Raw genomic sequence first — 14,728 nt, forward strand, 5'->3', positions numbered from 1 at the left:
GCGGGGAGTTGGGCGGGTTCAGCCCTTGACGGCCCCTCCGGTCAGGCCCTTCATGACCTTCTGGTTCAGGAACAGGTAGATCACGAGCGTGCCGAAGACGTTGATGCAGATGGCCGCGAACAGCGGTCCGTACTGAGTGGCGCCGAAGTCACCGGTGAAGTTGAGCAGGCCGACCTGGATGGTGCGCAGGTCCTGGTTGTTGGTGAAGGTCAGCGCGATCAGCAGGTCGTTCCAGATGAAGAAGAACTGCACCAGGCCGACGGTCAGGATGGCGTTGCGGACCATGGGGATGCTGATGGTCCAGAAGGCGCGCAGGATGCCGGCGCCGTCGATGGTGGCCGCCTCGAACAGCTCGCGGGGCACCGTCTTGTAGTACGTGGCCATCATGAACACGGTCAGGGGGAGGCCGGTGCCGGTGTAGGTGAGGATCAGCGGCCACAGGGTGCCCGACAGCCCGGCCTGGAAGTAGACCGTGAACAGGGGCAGCAGGATCATCTGGGAGGGCACCATGATGCCCGCGAGGAAGATGAGGAGGGTGAGGCTGCGGCCCTTCCAGACCATGATCTGCAGGGCGAATCCGGCCGCGGTGCCGAGCAGGAGGATCAGTGCGAGCGAGGGGAGAACGGCCAGCAGGCTGTTGCGGACGTACAGGCCGATGTGGCCGGTGCTCCAGGCCTCGCTGTAGTTGCCCCACTCCCACGTCGTCGGCAGGCTCCAGGTGGAGTTGTTCAGGTAGTCGCTGTTGGACTTGAGCGAGGTCAGGAACATCCACAGCAGCGGGTAGATCTCGACGACGAGCAGTAGGCCGAGGACGAGCTTTACCCAGATCCGTCCGGAGCGACGACGCCGTGGCCGGGAGTCGCCCGACGCATGGTTGCCCCGGGCCGCCGTGCTCGTGAGAGGCATGTCGACTGCCATGACTTCAGCCCTTCGTGAGGTCGCGCCGCGAGATGCGGAAGACGACCAGGGTCACCAGCAGACACACCACGGTCAGCAGCAGGGCGATGGTGCTTCCGTAGCCGTAGTCGCTGTACGTGAACGACGTCTGGAACATGTAGAGGGTCAGCGGGGTGGTGCCGCTGCCGGGGCCGCCGTTGGTGAGGGCGACGATGGAGTCGAAGACCTTCAGCGTTCCGTTGATGCTGAAGATCAGGGACGACATCAGCACCGGGAACGACAGCGGCATCACGATGTGGCGAACCAGCCGAAGCCCCGAGGCCCCGTCCAGGCGGGCGGACTCCAGGACCTCCTCGGGGATGTCGACCAGGCCCGCGAAGAGCAGGACGGCGTAGAAGCCCATCGACCGCCAGACGTCCATGATGACCAGGACCCAGAAGGCGTGTCCGGCCGTGCCGAACCAGTCGATGGACTCCAGGCCGACGGCGTTGAGCAGCGAGTTGACGGGGCCGGTCTGCGGGGCGACCTGGAAGAGCTTCTGGAAGAGCAGGCCGACGGCCACGGTAGGCAGGACGACCGGGAAGAACGCCAGGGTGCGGACGAGCGCGGAGGCGCGCTTGAGGAAGAAGACGTACAGCAGGGCGAGCAGGTAGCCGGCGAGGACCTGTCCGATGGTCACGACGACGGCGTACTTGAGCGTGAACCAGAGCGCGTCGCCGACAGCGGGGTCGTCGAAGAGGCGGGTGAAGTTGGCGACGCCGTTGCCGGTGAAGCCGTCGATGGTGTTGCCCTTGGTGAAGGAGTAGCCCAGTGACCACACCATCGGGATCAGCATGATGAGGGAGTAGACGAGGAGGGCGGGACCTATCAGGATCGCGATGGCCCTGCGGTCACCGAGTACGCGGTGCATGGGTGGTGTCCACTTCTTTGGGAAGCCGAGCCTGTCGGGTGAGGCGGCGGCTCAGGAGCGGTGCGTCCGGTGCTCCTGAGCCGACAGCGCCGGATTCACTGACTGGACAGCGCGTCCTGCACGGTCTGCATGAAGTCCTCCGCGCTCATGCTGCCGCTCAGCAGGCTCGCCGCGTTGGTCTGACTCACGGTCGTGGCCTTGGTGCCGAACAGAGCCTCGAACCACAGCACGTTCTGCTTCGAGTCGCCGATGGTCTTGCGGACCTGCGAGGTCAGCTCGTTCGGGTCCTTGACGGGCGTATTGGCCTTGAAGCCCGAGATGGAACCCTGGTCCTTCAGCGCGACGCTGCCGTAGTTCGTGCCGATGCACTTCACCCAGTTGCCGACCTTGCTGTCGAAGGTCCTGTCGCCCAAGGTCATCGCCAGGCCGACGTTGGACGGGTACTGGTCGATGGACCCCTTGCCGCCGGACACCGCGGGGAAGGGCATGAAGCCGATGCTCTCGGCGCCCACCTTGTTCTGCTTCGGGTCGGCGATGTTCGTCAGCACCCAACTGCCCATGTAGAACATGGCGGCTTTGCCGGAGAGGAACGTGTTCGTCGACGTGTCGTAGTCGATCGACCCGACGCCCTTGCCGAAGTAGCCCTTCTTACCCAGGTCCGCGACCTCCTGGGCTGCCTTGACGTAGGCCGGGTCGGTCAGCTTGGCCTTGCCGTCGGCGACGTCCTTCAGCGCGTCCGGGCCCAGGCTGCGGTACAGGTAGCCGCTGACCAGCCGGGTGATCGGCCAGCCCTGCTGACCGGAGGCGGAGAACGGCTGAATGCCCTTCGACTCCAGCTTGGCCGCGGCAGACACCAGCTCGTCCCAAGTGGCGGGCACCGACAGCCCGTTGTCGCTGAAGATCTTCTTGTTGTAGAAGATCCCCTCGATGTTGTACTCGTACGGCAGCACCTCGAGCTTGCCGCCGTAGAGCGCCTTGATAGTGGAGACGGCGGAGGGCTCGATCTGGTCGTAGACGCCAAGATCCTTCAGCTTCTTCTCCAGGTCGGCGATCTTGCCGGACTTGTAGAGCTGATCGGTCAGGGCCGGGGCGTTCCCCGCCGCGAACTGCACCGGCAGGGCGTTCTGGCCGGCCAGCAGCTGCAGCTTCTGGTCCAGACTCGTCTGCGGGACGGTGTCCACCTTCAGCGGCAGCGTCTTGTTCTCCGCCGCGCACGCACCCTTCGACAACGTACCCAGGGCCGTCTTCACCGTGGTGTTCTCGACGTTCGTGAGATAGCTGAAGTTCTTGGGCGAGGCGGAGCCTCCACCCGTGCCGCCACATGCGGAGACGAACACGACCACGGCGGCGGCGCTGGCGGTCAGGCCGGTGATCCGTGCTCTGGCGGCACGGGACGAATCAACGTTCACAGCTGGCTCCCTCTCGGGCAATGACGCTTCAGGTGTTGGGTGGGGAGGGTCCAGGGCCGAGGGCCCGAACAAGAGAAGTTTTAGAGAACGTTCTCTATGAGAAGTGGGGACTACACTGCACTCCACCCACTGCTCCGTCAAGACATGGGGCCGTAACCTCGCAGAAAAGAATTGCGGGCCATCCGGCTGGCACATGCCATCATGGAGACCGTTATACGGATGACCGAAGACTCGGGGGTTGCCAGGCATGAGTACGGCGCCGAAGCCGAAGAAGCGCGTGACGATCACAGATGTGGCTCAGCACGCCGGCGTGTCCACCGCCGTGGTCTCCAGAGTGCTGCGCAACGCCTACGGGGTCAGCGCCGCCATGCAGGAGCGGGTCCGGGCCGCCATGGCCGAGCTGGACTACCGGCCGCACGCCGCCGCACGCGGCATGCGAGGTCGTACCTACACGATCGGCGTCCTGCTGGACAACATCCGCAACTCGTTCTTCGCCGACATCCTCGAGGGCATCCGCGACCAGTTGCACGACAGCGACTACACCGTGCTGATCGGGGCGGCCGGATTCGGTGCGGACAACCAGGCCAGAACCATCCGCGCCATGGCGGACCGTCAGATGGACGGCCTGATCCTGATCGCCCCCGGCACACCGCGCAGCGAAGTACTCGCCATGGCCTCCACGACCCCCACCGTCGTCATCGGCCACCACGACAGCGCCGACGTCCACGACTCGGTCGTGGACGCGGACGGCATCGGAGCGGGGCTCGTCGTGGACCACCTCGTATCCCTCGGCCACCGCAGGATCGCCCTGGTGGCGTCGCCCGGAACCAAGTCGAGCCTGTGGAAGCGCACCCCCGAAATCGTGCTGACCGAGGGATACCTGGAGGCGATGGAACGTCATGACCTGGCGGACCGGGCGCAGGTCTTCCACGCCGCCTACTCCGACGACGGCGGTTACAAAGCAGGGATGCGCCTGCTGACCAGCCCGGAGCCGCCCTCGGCCATCATGACCGGCGCGGACGTCGCAGCTCTCGGCGTCTATCGCGCGGCACACGAACTGGGCCTGACCGTCCCGGACGACCTGTCCCTCGCCGGCTACAACAACACCGCCCTCGCCGCACTGACGCCCGTGCAGCTCACCAGCGTCGACCAGGCCGGCCACACCATGGGGGCCGCCGCCGCGAAGATGCTCATCGAGCGGGTCGAGGGTCACCGCGACCGCGCCATGCAGACGACGATGACACCTCGCCTCGTCGTCCGCAGCAGCACCTCGGGTCCACGAACGGTGACATGAGTTGGAGGGCCGGCAGCATGGATGTGGCCAGGTAAGCGTGAGGCTTCCTGGGGCAGGATCGCGAACATGCTCAACAGGCCGCACGTTGTCGCGGCAGCCATGCGGGCCCGGGTGGGGGCCGCTGTCGACCTGCGGGGTACGTGGCGTTGCGGCGCCTGTCCGAGTAGGAGCCACAACGGTCGGCGAGTTCCAGCGCTCTTCATTCCCAGGCTCAATGCAGGGTGGCGGCGCACCGGTCACCACACAGACGGAGCGTGCGAGATCCCGGCACAGAGACCCCGCAGGTCGCGAACGCGACAGACCCATGGGGCTACGCTCCGGCACCGGCTCGCCGCCCGGCATCAGCCCTGGGGAGCGAAGAGTTCCGCGTAGGGCCGCATGGCGGACAGCTTCCTGCCGTCGGCGGTGAAGTCGAGGATCGCCCGCCACATCAGCCCCACCCGGTGGTCCGCCCACACGGCCTGAACGGGGTCGATGCGGAAGAACGCCTGCTGTCCTTCCTCCGGGCCCTTGACGTGGTCGAACATCCCCGAGTCAGCAGCCCACGGAAACTGCTCGCGGCTGAGTCGTGCGGCCAAGGCGAGCTCGTCCGGCTCGACCACCAGGGTCGCCTGCCCCTTGATCTGGAGGGAGCGGGTCTCGAAGCGATCGTCGTAGCCACCTGGCGGGAGGTGGTTGACGACGTAGCTGACGCGCCCGTCGTCGACCATCTCCGAGCGCTTGCGGGTACGGGCAAAGGTGTGCATGTAGACGCGCAGCCCGTCGGCGGCGATGTGCATCGTGGACGCGGACGGTGACCCGTGTCCGTCCAGGACGGCCAGGGTGGCGATCTCCTCCGTACGGAGAAGATCCACGACGGCTTCCTCGATCTGCTCCAGGTTCGGTTCGGTCCGCGGCATGACGCCTCCACTGTGAGGGATGTGTGCCGGACTCTGGCCACGCGACCGATCAAATAGGACAATGGTCCTTCTATGCAAGACACGTGCGCCCAGTCGCTTCGGCGGCCGCCGACATCCCGGAATCAATCCAGGTCGACGGCCGTCCCGTCGCGTTCCGCGACGAGCCACATGACGGCGTCCTCGTCGCGCTTGTCGAGGGTGTCAACCAGCGCGGTGTGCAGCCTGCAGCGGCCACGTCGCTCCCCACGCCGAACGCGCCCACCCCGTGCCGTCACAGCTCCTCCATCCTCTGACCGAACATCGTCAAACATGGCCAATTCACCATGCCGAATACCGTCCCAACCTCTTGACGTCCCGCGAAACCAACATGCAGCATCACCATAATCATCATGATGAATGGAGATCCCACATGGTCGCCGCCCCTGCTCAGCAGGAGTTCCGTGATCTCATGGCAGGCGTCTGCGCCCCGGTCACGGTCGTCACCGCGACGGCAGAGGGTCTCCCCCACGGCACGACGGTCAGTGCCTTCGCGTCGCTGTCGCTACGGCCTCCCATGGTCACCGTGGCTCTCGACCGCGCTTCCGGAGTCCTGTCTCGCATCACGACGACCGGACGCTTCGGCGTCAACGTGCTCGGCCAGGCCCAGGACGACCTTGCTGTGACGTTCGCGCGCCGTGGGGCCGACCGGTTCGCCGGCGTGGACTGGCACTTCGACCACGGCCTGCCCCGCCTCGACTCGGCGCCGGGCTGGCTGGCGTGCGAGGTGAGCGACGTCGTGGAGGGCGGTGATCACCTGCTGCTGCTCGGCGCCGTCCTGCATGCCAGGACCACTCAGGCGGCACCGCTCGTCTACGGATACCGCACCTTCGGAACCCACTCGGCCTATGCCGACCGCACGCGCCACACCATCCGCGAACACGTCGCCGCATTCGCACGCTGACTCCCCTCCTGCTCCGGCCCCGGACTCCCGTACCGCCGCACGACAGCCCGCCGTCCGACAGAAAGAGCGTCCCCGATGACGACTCACGAAGACCTCGTCGCCCGTGCCGTGTCCCTGCAGCCGCTGCTGCGCGAGCATGCCGCGGCCACCGAGACCGACCGCCGGGTGCCCGACCCGGTGATCGACGCCATCGCCGAAGCCGGGTTGTTCAAGCTCGCCACGCCCCAGCGGTACGGCGGTCACCAGACGTCCGTGCGCACGATGATCGACGTGTCGGCCGCACTGGCCGAGGGCGACGGCTCCACCTCCTGGGTGGTCGCCCTCGTCAACGTCTGCAACTGGCTCACCAGCCTCTTCCCCTCCAAGGCCCAGGACGACGTGTTCGGCGCCAACCCGGACGCCCGGGTCACCGGCGTGCTCACCCCCACCGCCACGTCGACCAAGGTCGACGGCGGCTGGCAGGTCTCGGGCCGCTGGTACTACAACTCCGGCTCCCCGCACTCCGACTGGGCCGTGCTCGGCGTACCTCTCACGGACGACAACGGCACCGTGGTCGACCAGGGACTGGTCCTCGCGCCCCGCGCCCACCTCTCCCTGGAGGACACCTGGTTCGTGGCGGGCATGAAGGGCACCGCGAGCAACTGCCTGATCGCCGAGGACATCTTCGTCCCCGAACACCGGGTCATGTCCGTGCCCGCCGCCATCGAGGGCGACTTCCCGACGGAGCACGCGGACGAGGTCCTGTCGCGCTCGGCCTTCGTCCCGGTCCTCGCCCTCGTCCTGGCCGGGCCCCAACTGGGCCTGGGCCGGGCAGCGCTGAAGTACGTGACGGAGAAGGCCTCCCGCAAGCCGATCTCGTACACCTTCTACGAGACCCAGGCCGAGTCGGTCGCCGTGCAGATGCAGATCGCCGAGGCGGCTCTGCGGATCGACACCGCCACGCTGCACGCCGAGCGCGCCGCCGCGTCGATCGACCAGGCCGCACAGGACGGTGTCTACCTCGACTTCACCGATCGTGCCCGGGTGCGCGCGGACACCGGCTGGGCCATCCAGAACGTGCTCGAAGCGATCAACACGCTCGTCAGCGTGCACGGTGCCGCCTCCTTCGCCGAGGTCAACCCCCTGCAGCGGATCTGGCGGGACGCCAACACCGCCGGCCGCCACGCGGTCGCCGCGCCGACCGTCGCGATGGAGGTCTACGGCAAGGCCCTGCTCGGCATCGACGAGAAGATCACCCCCCTCGTGTGACCAGGTCACCTGATCGGGTCACACCGCACCCCCATCCCCCAGAGGAGCAGCACGTGCGTACCGCCAATCTGTCCGGGCGTCTTGTCATCATCACGGACGACGGCACCGCCGTCGACGTCGAGCAGGCCAGCGACGGCCGGTTCGGTCCCGACCCCCAGGGCGTCTACGAGCGCTGGAGCGCCTTCCGTGCGTGGGCGGCCGGTGCCGACCTGTCGGCCGGTCGGTCCTTCGCCGCCGAGGACCTCGGCTCGCCCGCCCCCGCGCCGCGCCAGGTGCTCGCGGTGGGGCTCAACTACCGCGCGCACGCCGCCGAGTCCGGCTTCGAGGTACCCGACACCCTGCCGCCGGTGTTCACCAAGTACGCCTCCAGCATCACCGGGCCGATCACCGAGGTCCGGTTGCCGGAGGGAGGAAACACGGACTGGGAGGTCGAACTCGTCGCCGTCATCGGCGAGCCGGCCTACCAGGTCGGCGAGGACGACGCCTGGTTGTACGTCGCCGGCCTCACCGTGGGCCAGGACATCTCCGAGCGCATCACTCAACTCACCGGTCCGGCCCCCCCCCAGTTCGGCCTGGGTAAGTCCTTCCCGGGGTTCTCCCCGATGGGCCCGTACCTGGTCACCCCTGACGCTCTGGCAGACAGCGACGACCTCGAACTGGGCTGCTCGATCAACGGTGAAGAGGTCCAGAAGGGCCGGACCCGCGATCTCATCTTCTCCGTGCCCGCCCTGATCGCCCGGCTGTCGGCCATCCTCCCGCTGTTCCCCGGTGACGTCGTCTTCACCGGCACCCCCGCGGGCGTCGGGATGGGCCGCACCCCGCAGCGCTGGCTCGCCGACGGCGACGTCCTCGTCAGCCACGTCCAGGGCATCGGCGAACTGCGCCAGACCTTCCGCGCCTGAGCCCGGCCCGGCCCACCCCCCACCCGCGCACTTCCCGCGTCCAGGAGTTCCGAATGGCCCTGCACCGTCTGTCCTCGATCGTCATGGGAGTCCCCAACACGACCCAGACCTCCGCCTACTACACCGACTTCGGGCTCACCCCCGGGTCGGACGGCTGGTTCAGCACACGTGACGGAGGGCGCCAGCTGCGCGTCGTCCACACGCCCACCCGCCGCCTCGTCGAGATCGTCATCGGCGTCGACACCCCCGACGACCTCGCCGAGGTCGCCGCCCGGCTCGACCGGCTCGGCATCCACTCCCAGCAGGAGGCCGGCACCCTCATCGCGTACGAGAAGATCACCGGCGTCCGCGCCGTCCTTCGCGTCGAGCCCCGCGTCACGCAGCCGGAGACCCCGCCCACCCCCTACAACGGCCCCGGCCGCACCGAGCGCAGGGGAACCCGCGCCCCCGGCACCCTGCGCGAAGGACCTGTCCAGCCCCGGAAGCTGGGTCACGCGGTCCTGGGCACGACCGACTTCGAAGCCACCACCGGTTTCTTCCGCGACGGCCTCGGCTTCAAGGTGTCCGACCTGATGGGCGACGTGGGCGCCTTCCTGCGCTGCTCCACCGACCACCACAACGTCCTCGTGCTCTCCGCACCAGTGGCGTTCCTGCACCACACTTCCTGGCAGGTCGACGACGTGGACGAGGTCGGCCGAGGTGCCAAGGCCATGCTGGAGGACCACCCCGAACGGCATGTGTGGGGCCTTGGCCGGCACCACGCCGGGTCCAACTTCTTCTGGTATCTGAAGGACCCGGCCGGCAACTTCTCCGAGTACTACTCAGACCTGGACTGCATCCTCGACGACCAGCTGTGGAAGCCGGAGGTCTTCGAGGGCGCCAAGGGCCTGTTCAACTGGGGGCCGCCTCCGCCGCCGTCCTTCATCAAGCCCGACGACCTGGCCGGACTGATGACCGACACCCACAACAACTAGCCACCTGAACAAAGGATTTCACATGATCGAGCTCAAGGACCTCGACCCCTCGTCGCCGTTCATGGGGCAGCTGATGGGCCCGGACGACGGACAGCCCGTCACCATCATCAACACCTTCCTCGCCCCCGAAGGGCAGATCGACAAGGTCATCGACGTCTGGCGCCAGGACTCCTTCGTCATGAAGGCGCAGCCCGGCTTCATCTCCGCGCAGCTGCACCGCGGCATCGGCGGCAGCCACATCCTGACGAACGTGGCCGTCTGGGAGACTCTGACCTCCCTCAAGAACGCGTTCATGCAGGAGGAGTTCCAGAAAACGCTGACGCTCTACCCGGACGGCTCCCTCGCCTACCCGATCCTGGTACGCAAGGTGGCGGTGGCCGGAGTGTGTGTCGCATGACATCCGATGCCAGGGACCCGGCGAGCATCGCTTTCGCCGAACTCGATCCCGGCCAGGACTTCGCGACCCAGGTGGGCCTCGACGGCGGCCCCTGCACCCTCCTCGACATCCTGGTCGTCCCGCCGGGCGCACAGGACGAGGTCATCGAGCACTGGCGGCTGCACGCGGAGTACATGATGACCCGGCCCGGCTGCATCGGCGCCCAGATGCACAGGGCGCTCGGGGACGGACGCACTCTCGTCAACCTGGCCGTGTGGGAATCCCCCTCCGCACTCCTCGCGGCCGTCACCGCCCCCGAGTTCGCGGCCATCGCGTCGGACTACCCGCCCGGCACCTACTGCACGCGACAACTGCTCAGCAAGGAAGCGGTCGAAGGCATCTGCGTGGCATGAGCGCGGCGTCCGGGCGGCAGCTGAGGCGCTGCCGCCCGGACGCCTGCCACGAAGCGCACGTGATGGCCGTGCGCCGGTGCCGTCCCGCAGGCCACGCCGGCCAGGGCCCGCAACTCCGGGCACCAGGCACTGCCGCAGTCGCTATCGGCACAACGCGACAAGAAGGAGCGGCGGACGGAGACGGAAGAGACGAGCCCGCCGGCGCTCCTGCCGGCGGGCTCGTCGTCTCAGGGGAGCTCTCAGGGCAACAGGATCAGCTTGCCGGGCGCATGGCCGTTCTCCGTGTCCCGGTGGGCGGTCGCGGCCTCCGCCAACGGGTAGGTACCCGCCACATGGACCGTCAGCTCTCCGGCCGCGACAAGGTGTACGGCTTCGCCGAGCGCGGCCACATCGGGTTCCTCGGTGCCGCCGCCGCGGGAGAAGCGCACTCCATGTTCGGCGAACGTCATGTCGGCGATGGTGAGAACGCGCTCAGCGGGACACAGCCTCAGAGAGTCCGGCAGCACACCGGCTCCCGCCGCGTCGAGCACCGCGTCCACGCCCTGCGGCGAGAGCTCACGCACCCGGTCGACCAGCCCCTCACCGTACGCGACGGGCTCCGCGCCCAGGGCGGTGAGGTAGGCATGGTTCTCCGCCCGCGCGGTGCCGATCACGCGTATTCCGCGCGCCTTGGCGAGCTGGACCACCAGGCTTCCCACCGCGCCGGAGGCCCCGTGTACCAGCAGCGTCTGTCCCGGCTCGGGCGCCAGCACCCGCAGAGCACGCTGAGCGGTCTCCCCCACCGAGGGCAGCGCGGCGGCCTGCTCCCAGCTGAAGGCGCCGGGCTTGGCCACCACGGCCGTGGCCAGGGCGTACTCGGCGTAACCGCCGCCCTCTGCCCAACCGAGTACCTCCTGGCCGACGGACCAGTCGGTGACGCCGGAGCCGAGGGCGTCGACGGTGCCCGCGATGTCCATACCGAGCACGGCGGGCAGTGGGGTGGGGAACATGTGCTTCATCGAGCCGGAGCGGATCCTGGCATCGATGGGGTTGACCCCCGCTGCCGCGACACGCACCCGGACCTGTCCGGGTCCTGGCTCGGGCACCGGCAGCTCGGCCGGGACCAGCACAGAGGGGGCGCCGAACTTCTCCATGACCACGGCACGCATGAACGTCCTCATTTCGGTGGGGGAATCGGTGGGGAGAGAGGAAGCGGGCGCCTCCGTTGCTCGGCCTTTGCCGGAATGGCCACCAGGCTCGGTTGGCTCGGCATGGCGGAGATCGTGGTTTCCCACCGGCGGCGGGGTGTTGCCAGTGCGTCCGTGGGAGTTGGGGGCGATGCTCACAAGGCTGCGAGGGGGGCAGTCAGGGATGCGCGGTGGCACCCACGCTCACGCGCAGTGGAGCAGCGGTGGCGGCAATGACCTTCTCGACGGTGACACCGGGCGCGGTCTCGACGAGGACCAGGCCTTCTTCGCCCACATCCATGACAGCGAGGTCGGTGATGACACGGTGGACGCAGGCGCGGCCGGTGAGCGGCAGCGTGCACTCCTGGACGATCTTGGGGGTGCCGTCCTTGGCGGTGTGGTCCATGAGCACGATGACGCGGCGGGCGCCGTGCACCAGGTCCATGGCGCCGCCCATGCCCTTGACCATCTTGCCGGGGATCATCCAGTTGGCGAGGTCGCCGCCTGCGGAGACCTGCATGGCGCCGAGGATCGCGGTGTCGATGTGGCCGCCGCGGATCATGCCGAAGGAGAGCGCGGAGTCGAAGTACGAGGCACCGGGCAGAACCGTGACGGTCTCCTTGCCCGCGTTGATCAGGTTCGGATCGACATCGGCCTCGACGGGGTACGGGCCGACGCCGAGGATGCCGTTCTCCGACTGGAGGACGACGTGGATGTCGCCGGGCACGTGGTTGGGCACCAGGGTCGGTAGGCCGATGCCCAGGTTGACGTAGTCGCCGTCGCGCAGTTCGGTGGCGGCACGTGCGGCCATTTCGTCTCGGGTCCAGGCCATCAGGCGCGCACCGTCCTCTTCTCGATCTGCTTGTCGGCGGTCTGCGCCGGGGTCAGAGCCAGCACCCGCTGGACGAACACGCCCGGCAACTGCACCTCGGCCGGGTCGAGTTCACCCGGTTCCACGAGCTCCTCGACCTCGGCGACCGTGACACGGCCCGCCATGGCGACGAGCGGGTTGAAGTTGCGGGCCGCCTTGTCGAAGACGAGGTTGCCGTGCCGGTCGCCGCGCGCGGCGCGTACGAGGGCGTAGTCGGTGGTGATGCCGCGCTCCAGGACGTAGGAGGAGCCGTTGAAACCGCGAACTTCCTTGGCCGGCGAGGCGAGGGCAACGGTCCCGTCGGCGGCATGGCGCCAGGGCAGTCCGCCCTCGGCGACCTGGGTACCGACGCCGGCCGGGGTGTAGAAGGCGGGGATGCCGGCGCCGCCCGCGCGCAGGCGTTCGGCGAGGGTGCCCTGCGGGGTGAGCTCGACTTCCAGCTCACCACTGAGGTACTGGCGGGCGAACTCCTGGTTCTCCCCCACGTACGAGCCGGTGACTCGGGCGATGCGCCCGGCGGTGAGCAGGATGCCGAGGCCGCGGTCGTCGACGCCGCAGTTGTTGGAGACGACCTCCAGGGCGCCGGCCCCTTGCGCGTGGAGCGCACGGATCAGCGTCTCGGGCATGCCACAGAGTCCGAACCCCCCTACGGCGAGGGAGGATCCGTCACCGATGTCGGCGACGGCCTCCTCGGCGGTGGCCACTGTCTTGTCCATGTGTGTCTTCCTTGTGCGTGACCCTGGGGTACGTGATCCCGGGTGGGGCCGGGTCAGCTGTCGGACGCCGCGGCGAGTTGTTCGCGCGGGGCGGCCGGCAGGCTTGTGGTGCCGGGCGGGAGGAGACGGAGGCGTTCCCTCAACTGGCCGATGATCCGGTGGAGTTCGAGGGGTGTCCCCGCCGCTCCGAAGAGGTAGAAGTCGGGCCGGATGACGGCCGCGACGTGGGCGTGCTCGCGTAGGTGCGGAAGGTAGGCGTCGTCGATGTCCGTGTACTCCACGTCCGGGGTGCCCGGGGAGTACAGCGGGAGGACCCTCGCGCCGATGCGGTCGAGGAACTCCCGGTCCGAGGAGTCGAGTTCGGCACACGCCGCATCGCCGTCGGCCAGGATGACGAACCCGCCACCGGTGATCTCGTCGAGCAGGGCGGTCTCGCTCAGGCGCCCGATACGGTACTGAGGGGTGAGGTGTCCGACGGTTTCGGCTCGACCGACGCCGTCCGGGCCACGCTGCAGCACACCGTCGCCGAGTACTGGTGGGGGCATGTCCGGCAGGACCCGGGCCGGGTCGGCCCCGGCGGCGATCATGCGGGCGTCCCGCTGGGCGGCCTCCTGTTCGTCGGGGACGCAGATGACCTGACCCAGAGCCCTCGACATGCCGATGGCGTGCTGGACGTGGGCGCGGCGCTCACTCGTGTAGGTGTCCAGCAGGGCGGGCGACGCGGTGCCGTCGAGGACCAGGCCGAGCTTCCAGGCAAGATTGATCGCGTCGCGCAGCCCGGAGCACATGCCCTGCCCGGCGAACGGCGGCATCTGGTGTGCGGCGTCGCCGGCGAGCAGCAGCCGCCCCTCGCGCCAGGTGTCGGCCCAGCGGGCCTGGAACGTGTAGACGGCGTGCCGCTCGATGACGGTGTTGTCCGGGGTGCGTCCCCACGACGCCAGCAGGTTCCAGGCGGTGTCGAGGGTGTTGAGGTCCTCGACGCTTTCCCCGGGCAGGCGCATGAACTCCCAGCGACGCCTGCCGGGGCCGCCCGAGACGATCGTGGTGGGCCGTTTCGGGTCGCACAGCTGCCAGTTCATCGGCGACCAGACGGCGTCGGCCTCCTGCGGCAGGACATCGATGATGAGCCAGTCGTAGAAGTAGCCGAGGTCGGTGACCGTGGTGCCCATGTGGGAGCGCACGAAACTGTTGGCCCCGTCGGCGCCGACGACGTAGCGGGCCTGGAACGTCCGTGCCTCGCCGGTGGCTGTGCGCGCCGTGATCCGTGCGTGGTCGTCGCCCTCGTCCAGGGCGACGACCTCGTGCCCGCGCAGCAGCGTGACGCCGCTCTGCTCTGCCACCGCCGAGGTGAGGACGGCTTCCAGGTCGGGCTGGGAGAAGAAGTTGGCGGTGGGCCAGCCGGAGGGGCCGGTGCCGGACCAGTCGATGCGGAGCAGGGCGTCGCCGTCGCGGTTGCGCCACTCGTAGTGGTCGGGCACCGGCTCGGTGACGGCCCTGACCTGCTCGCCGACACCGGCGGCCTGGAAGATCCGGCCGATCTCGTCGTCGAAGTGCACGGCGCGCGGCAGGTCGTAGGGCTCCGGCCAACGTTCGAGTACGAGGACGTCGTGCCCGGCACCGGCCAGGAGCAGGGACAGCATCTGGCCGACGGGCCCGAAGCCGACGACGGCCACGTCGTACGTGTGCGCCTTGGGTTCTGTGCGTCTGGTCATC

General features: G+C 68.5%; 16 protein-coding genes. 7 read left to right on the plus strand and 9 right to left on the minus strand.

Features of this window, described 5'->3' with window-relative positions; all coding sequences use genetic code 11:
- Window positions 1-18: 18 nt before the first annotated feature.
- The 3 genes from IG08_RS0110375 to IG08_RS0110385 all read right to left on the minus strand — a co-directional run bounded on the left by IG08_RS0110375 (window position 19) and on the right by IG08_RS0110385 (window position 3,216).
- A complete protein-coding gene (locus IG08_RS0110375; RefSeq protein ID WP_030599214.1) occupies window positions 19-906 on the minus strand; it encodes a carbohydrate ABC transporter permease in 888 nt (295 codons plus the stop codon).
- Window positions 907-922: 16 nt separating this feature from the next.
- Complete coding sequence (locus IG08_RS0110380; protein ID WP_030599216.1) at window positions 923-1,807, minus strand: carbohydrate ABC transporter permease; 885 nt, start codon at window positions 1,805-1,807, stop codon at window positions 923-925.
- A 95-nt stretch (window positions 1,808-1,902) separates the two neighbouring features.
- The gene (locus tag IG08_RS0110385) at window positions 1,903-3,216 is read right to left on the minus strand and encodes an ABC transporter substrate-binding protein (RefSeq protein WP_030599217.1); all 1,314 of its coding nucleotides are present in this window, start codon (window positions 3,214-3,216) and stop codon (window positions 1,903-1,905) included.
- Window positions 3,217-3,463: 247 nt separating this feature from the next.
- Here IG08_RS0110385 and IG08_RS0110390 point away from each other — a divergent pair, with 247 nt between their 5' ends.
- A complete protein-coding gene (locus IG08_RS0110390) occupies window positions 3,464-4,510 on the plus strand; it encodes a LacI family DNA-binding transcriptional regulator (RefSeq protein ID WP_030599219.1) in 1,047 nt (348 codons plus the stop codon).
- A gap of 341 nt (window positions 4,511-4,851) precedes the next feature.
- Here IG08_RS0110390 and IG08_RS0110395 read toward each other — a convergent pair whose 3' ends face one another.
- The gene (locus IG08_RS0110395; RefSeq protein ID WP_030599222.1) at window positions 4,852-5,409 is read right to left on the minus strand and encodes a pyridoxamine 5'-phosphate oxidase family protein; all 558 of its coding nucleotides are present in this window, start codon (window positions 5,407-5,409) and stop codon (window positions 4,852-4,854) included.
- A 122-nt stretch (window positions 5,410-5,531) separates the two neighbouring features.
- Window positions 5,532-5,684, minus strand: a complete 153-nt coding sequence (locus tag IG08_RS60025) for a hypothetical protein (RefSeq protein WP_158812205.1) — start codon at window positions 5,682-5,684, stop codon at window positions 5,532-5,534.
- A gap of 134 nt (window positions 5,685-5,818) precedes the next feature.
- On the opposite strand from IG08_RS60025, the gene IG08_RS0110410 reads away from it, so the two are divergent.
- From IG08_RS0110410 to IG08_RS54050, 6 genes are all read left to right on the plus strand, one after another.
- Window positions 5,819-6,349 (plus strand): flavin reductase family protein, encoded by a 531-nt coding sequence (locus tag IG08_RS0110410; protein WP_043453884.1) that lies wholly within the window; start codon window positions 5,819-5,821, stop codon window positions 6,347-6,349.
- A gap of 75 nt (window positions 6,350-6,424) precedes the next feature.
- Window positions 6,425-7,597 carry an acyl-CoA dehydrogenase family protein gene (locus tag IG08_RS0110415; protein ID WP_030599226.1) on the plus strand — a complete coding sequence of 391 codons (1,173 nt, stop codon included), beginning with the start codon at window positions 6,425-6,427 and terminating at the stop codon, window positions 7,595-7,597.
- A 53-nt stretch (window positions 7,598-7,650) separates the two neighbouring features.
- Window positions 7,651-8,499: a fumarylacetoacetate hydrolase family protein gene (locus IG08_RS0110420; RefSeq protein ID WP_030599228.1), complete on the plus strand. Its 849-nt coding sequence runs from the start codon at window positions 7,651-7,653 to the stop codon at window positions 8,497-8,499.
- 53 nt (window positions 8,500-8,552) lie between these two features.
- The gene (locus IG08_RS0110425; RefSeq protein WP_030599230.1) at window positions 8,553-9,473 is read left to right on the plus strand and encodes a VOC family protein; all 921 of its coding nucleotides are present in this window, start codon (window positions 8,553-8,555) and stop codon (window positions 9,471-9,473) included.
- 22 nt (window positions 9,474-9,495) lie between these two features.
- Window positions 9,496-9,870 (plus strand): antibiotic biosynthesis monooxygenase family protein, encoded by a 375-nt coding sequence (locus IG08_RS0110430; protein WP_030599232.1) that lies wholly within the window; start codon window positions 9,496-9,498, stop codon window positions 9,868-9,870.
- A complete protein-coding gene (locus tag IG08_RS54050; protein ID WP_052424586.1) occupies window positions 9,867-10,262 on the plus strand; it encodes an antibiotic biosynthesis monooxygenase family protein in 396 nt (131 codons plus the stop codon). The genes IG08_RS0110430 and IG08_RS54050 overlap by 4 nt, the downstream gene beginning before the upstream one ends.
- 239 nt (window positions 10,263-10,501) lie before the next feature.
- Here IG08_RS54050 and IG08_RS0110440 read toward each other — a convergent pair whose 3' ends face one another.
- The 4 genes from IG08_RS0110440 to mhpA all read right to left on the minus strand — a co-directional run bounded on the left by IG08_RS0110440 (window position 10,502) and on the right by mhpA (window position 14,727).
- Complete coding sequence (locus IG08_RS0110440; protein WP_030599236.1) at window positions 10,502-11,410, minus strand: NADP-dependent oxidoreductase; 909 nt, start codon at window positions 11,408-11,410, stop codon at window positions 10,502-10,504.
- Window positions 11,411-11,606: 196 nt separating this feature from the next.
- The gene (locus tag IG08_RS0110445) at window positions 11,607-12,260 is read right to left on the minus strand and encodes a CoA transferase subunit B (RefSeq protein ID WP_030599238.1); all 654 of its coding nucleotides are present in this window, start codon (window positions 12,258-12,260) and stop codon (window positions 11,607-11,609) included.
- On the minus strand, window positions 12,260-13,015 hold the full coding sequence (locus tag IG08_RS0110450; RefSeq protein ID WP_030599241.1) for a CoA transferase subunit A: 756 nt from the start codon (window positions 13,013-13,015) through the stop codon (window positions 12,260-12,262). Before IG08_RS0110450 ends, IG08_RS0110445 begins: the two co-directional genes overlap by 1 nt.
- A gap of 53 nt (window positions 13,016-13,068) precedes the next feature.
- Window positions 13,069-14,727, minus strand: coding sequence for a bifunctional 3-(3-hydroxy-phenyl)propionate/3-hydroxycinnamic acid hydroxylase MhpA (mhpA, locus tag IG08_RS0110455; RefSeq protein ID WP_052424587.1), 1,659 nt, complete (start codon window positions 14,725-14,727; stop codon window positions 13,069-13,071).
- Window position 14,728: the final 1 nt, after the last annotated feature.

It is taken from the genome of Streptomyces fulvoviolaceus, assembly GCF_000718165.1.
Taxonomy (GTDB): domain Bacteria; phylum Actinomycetota; class Actinomycetes; order Streptomycetales; family Streptomycetaceae; genus Streptomyces; species Streptomyces fulvoviolaceus.

What these genes read in the sequence shown, in the direction of transcription:
- IG08_RS0110380 (WP_030599216.1), bottom strand. Translation starts at nt 1,807, where the DNA reads ATGCACCGCGTACTCGGTGACCGCAGGGCCATCGCGATCCTGATAGGT.
- IG08_RS0110410 (WP_043453884.1), top strand. Translation starts at nt 5,819, where the DNA reads ATGGTCGCCGCCCCTGCTCAGCAGGAGTTCCGTGATCTCATGGCAGGC.
- IG08_RS0110445 (WP_030599238.1), bottom strand. Translation starts at nt 12,260, where the DNA reads ATGGCCTGGACCCGAGACGAAATGGCCGCACGTGCCGCCACCGAACTG.
- IG08_RS0110390 (WP_030599219.1), top strand. Translation starts at nt 3,464, where the DNA reads ATGAGTACGGCGCCGAAGCCGAAGAAGCGCGTGACGATCACAGATGTG.
- IG08_RS0110375 (WP_030599214.1), bottom strand. Translation starts at nt 906, where the DNA reads ATGCCTCTCACGAGCACGGCGGCCCGGGGCAACCATGCGTCGGGCGAC.
- IG08_RS0110430 (WP_030599232.1), top strand. Translation starts at nt 9,496, where the DNA reads ATGATCGAGCTCAAGGACCTCGACCCCTCGTCGCCGTTCATGGGGCAG.
- mhpA (WP_052424587.1), bottom strand. Translation starts at nt 14,727, where the DNA reads ATGACCAGACGCACAGAACCCAAGGCGCACACGTACGACGTGGCCGTC.
- IG08_RS0110425 (WP_030599230.1), top strand. Translation starts at nt 8,553, where the DNA reads ATGGCCCTGCACCGTCTGTCCTCGATCGTCATGGGAGTCCCCAACACG.
- IG08_RS54050 (WP_052424586.1), top strand. Translation starts at nt 9,867, where the DNA reads ATGACATCCGATGCCAGGGACCCGGCGAGCATCGCTTTCGCCGAACTC.
- IG08_RS0110415 (WP_030599226.1), top strand. Translation starts at nt 6,425, where the DNA reads ATGACGACTCACGAAGACCTCGTCGCCCGTGCCGTGTCCCTGCAGCCG.
- IG08_RS0110450 (WP_030599241.1), bottom strand. Translation starts at nt 13,015, where the DNA reads ATGGACAAGACAGTGGCCACCGCCGAGGAGGCCGTCGCCGACATCGGT.
- IG08_RS0110440 (WP_030599236.1), bottom strand. Translation starts at nt 11,410, where the DNA reads ATGCGTGCCGTGGTCATGGAGAAGTTCGGCGCCCCCTCTGTGCTGGTC.
- IG08_RS0110395 (WP_030599222.1), bottom strand. Translation starts at nt 5,409, where the DNA reads ATGCCGCGGACCGAACCGAACCTGGAGCAGATCGAGGAAGCCGTCGTG.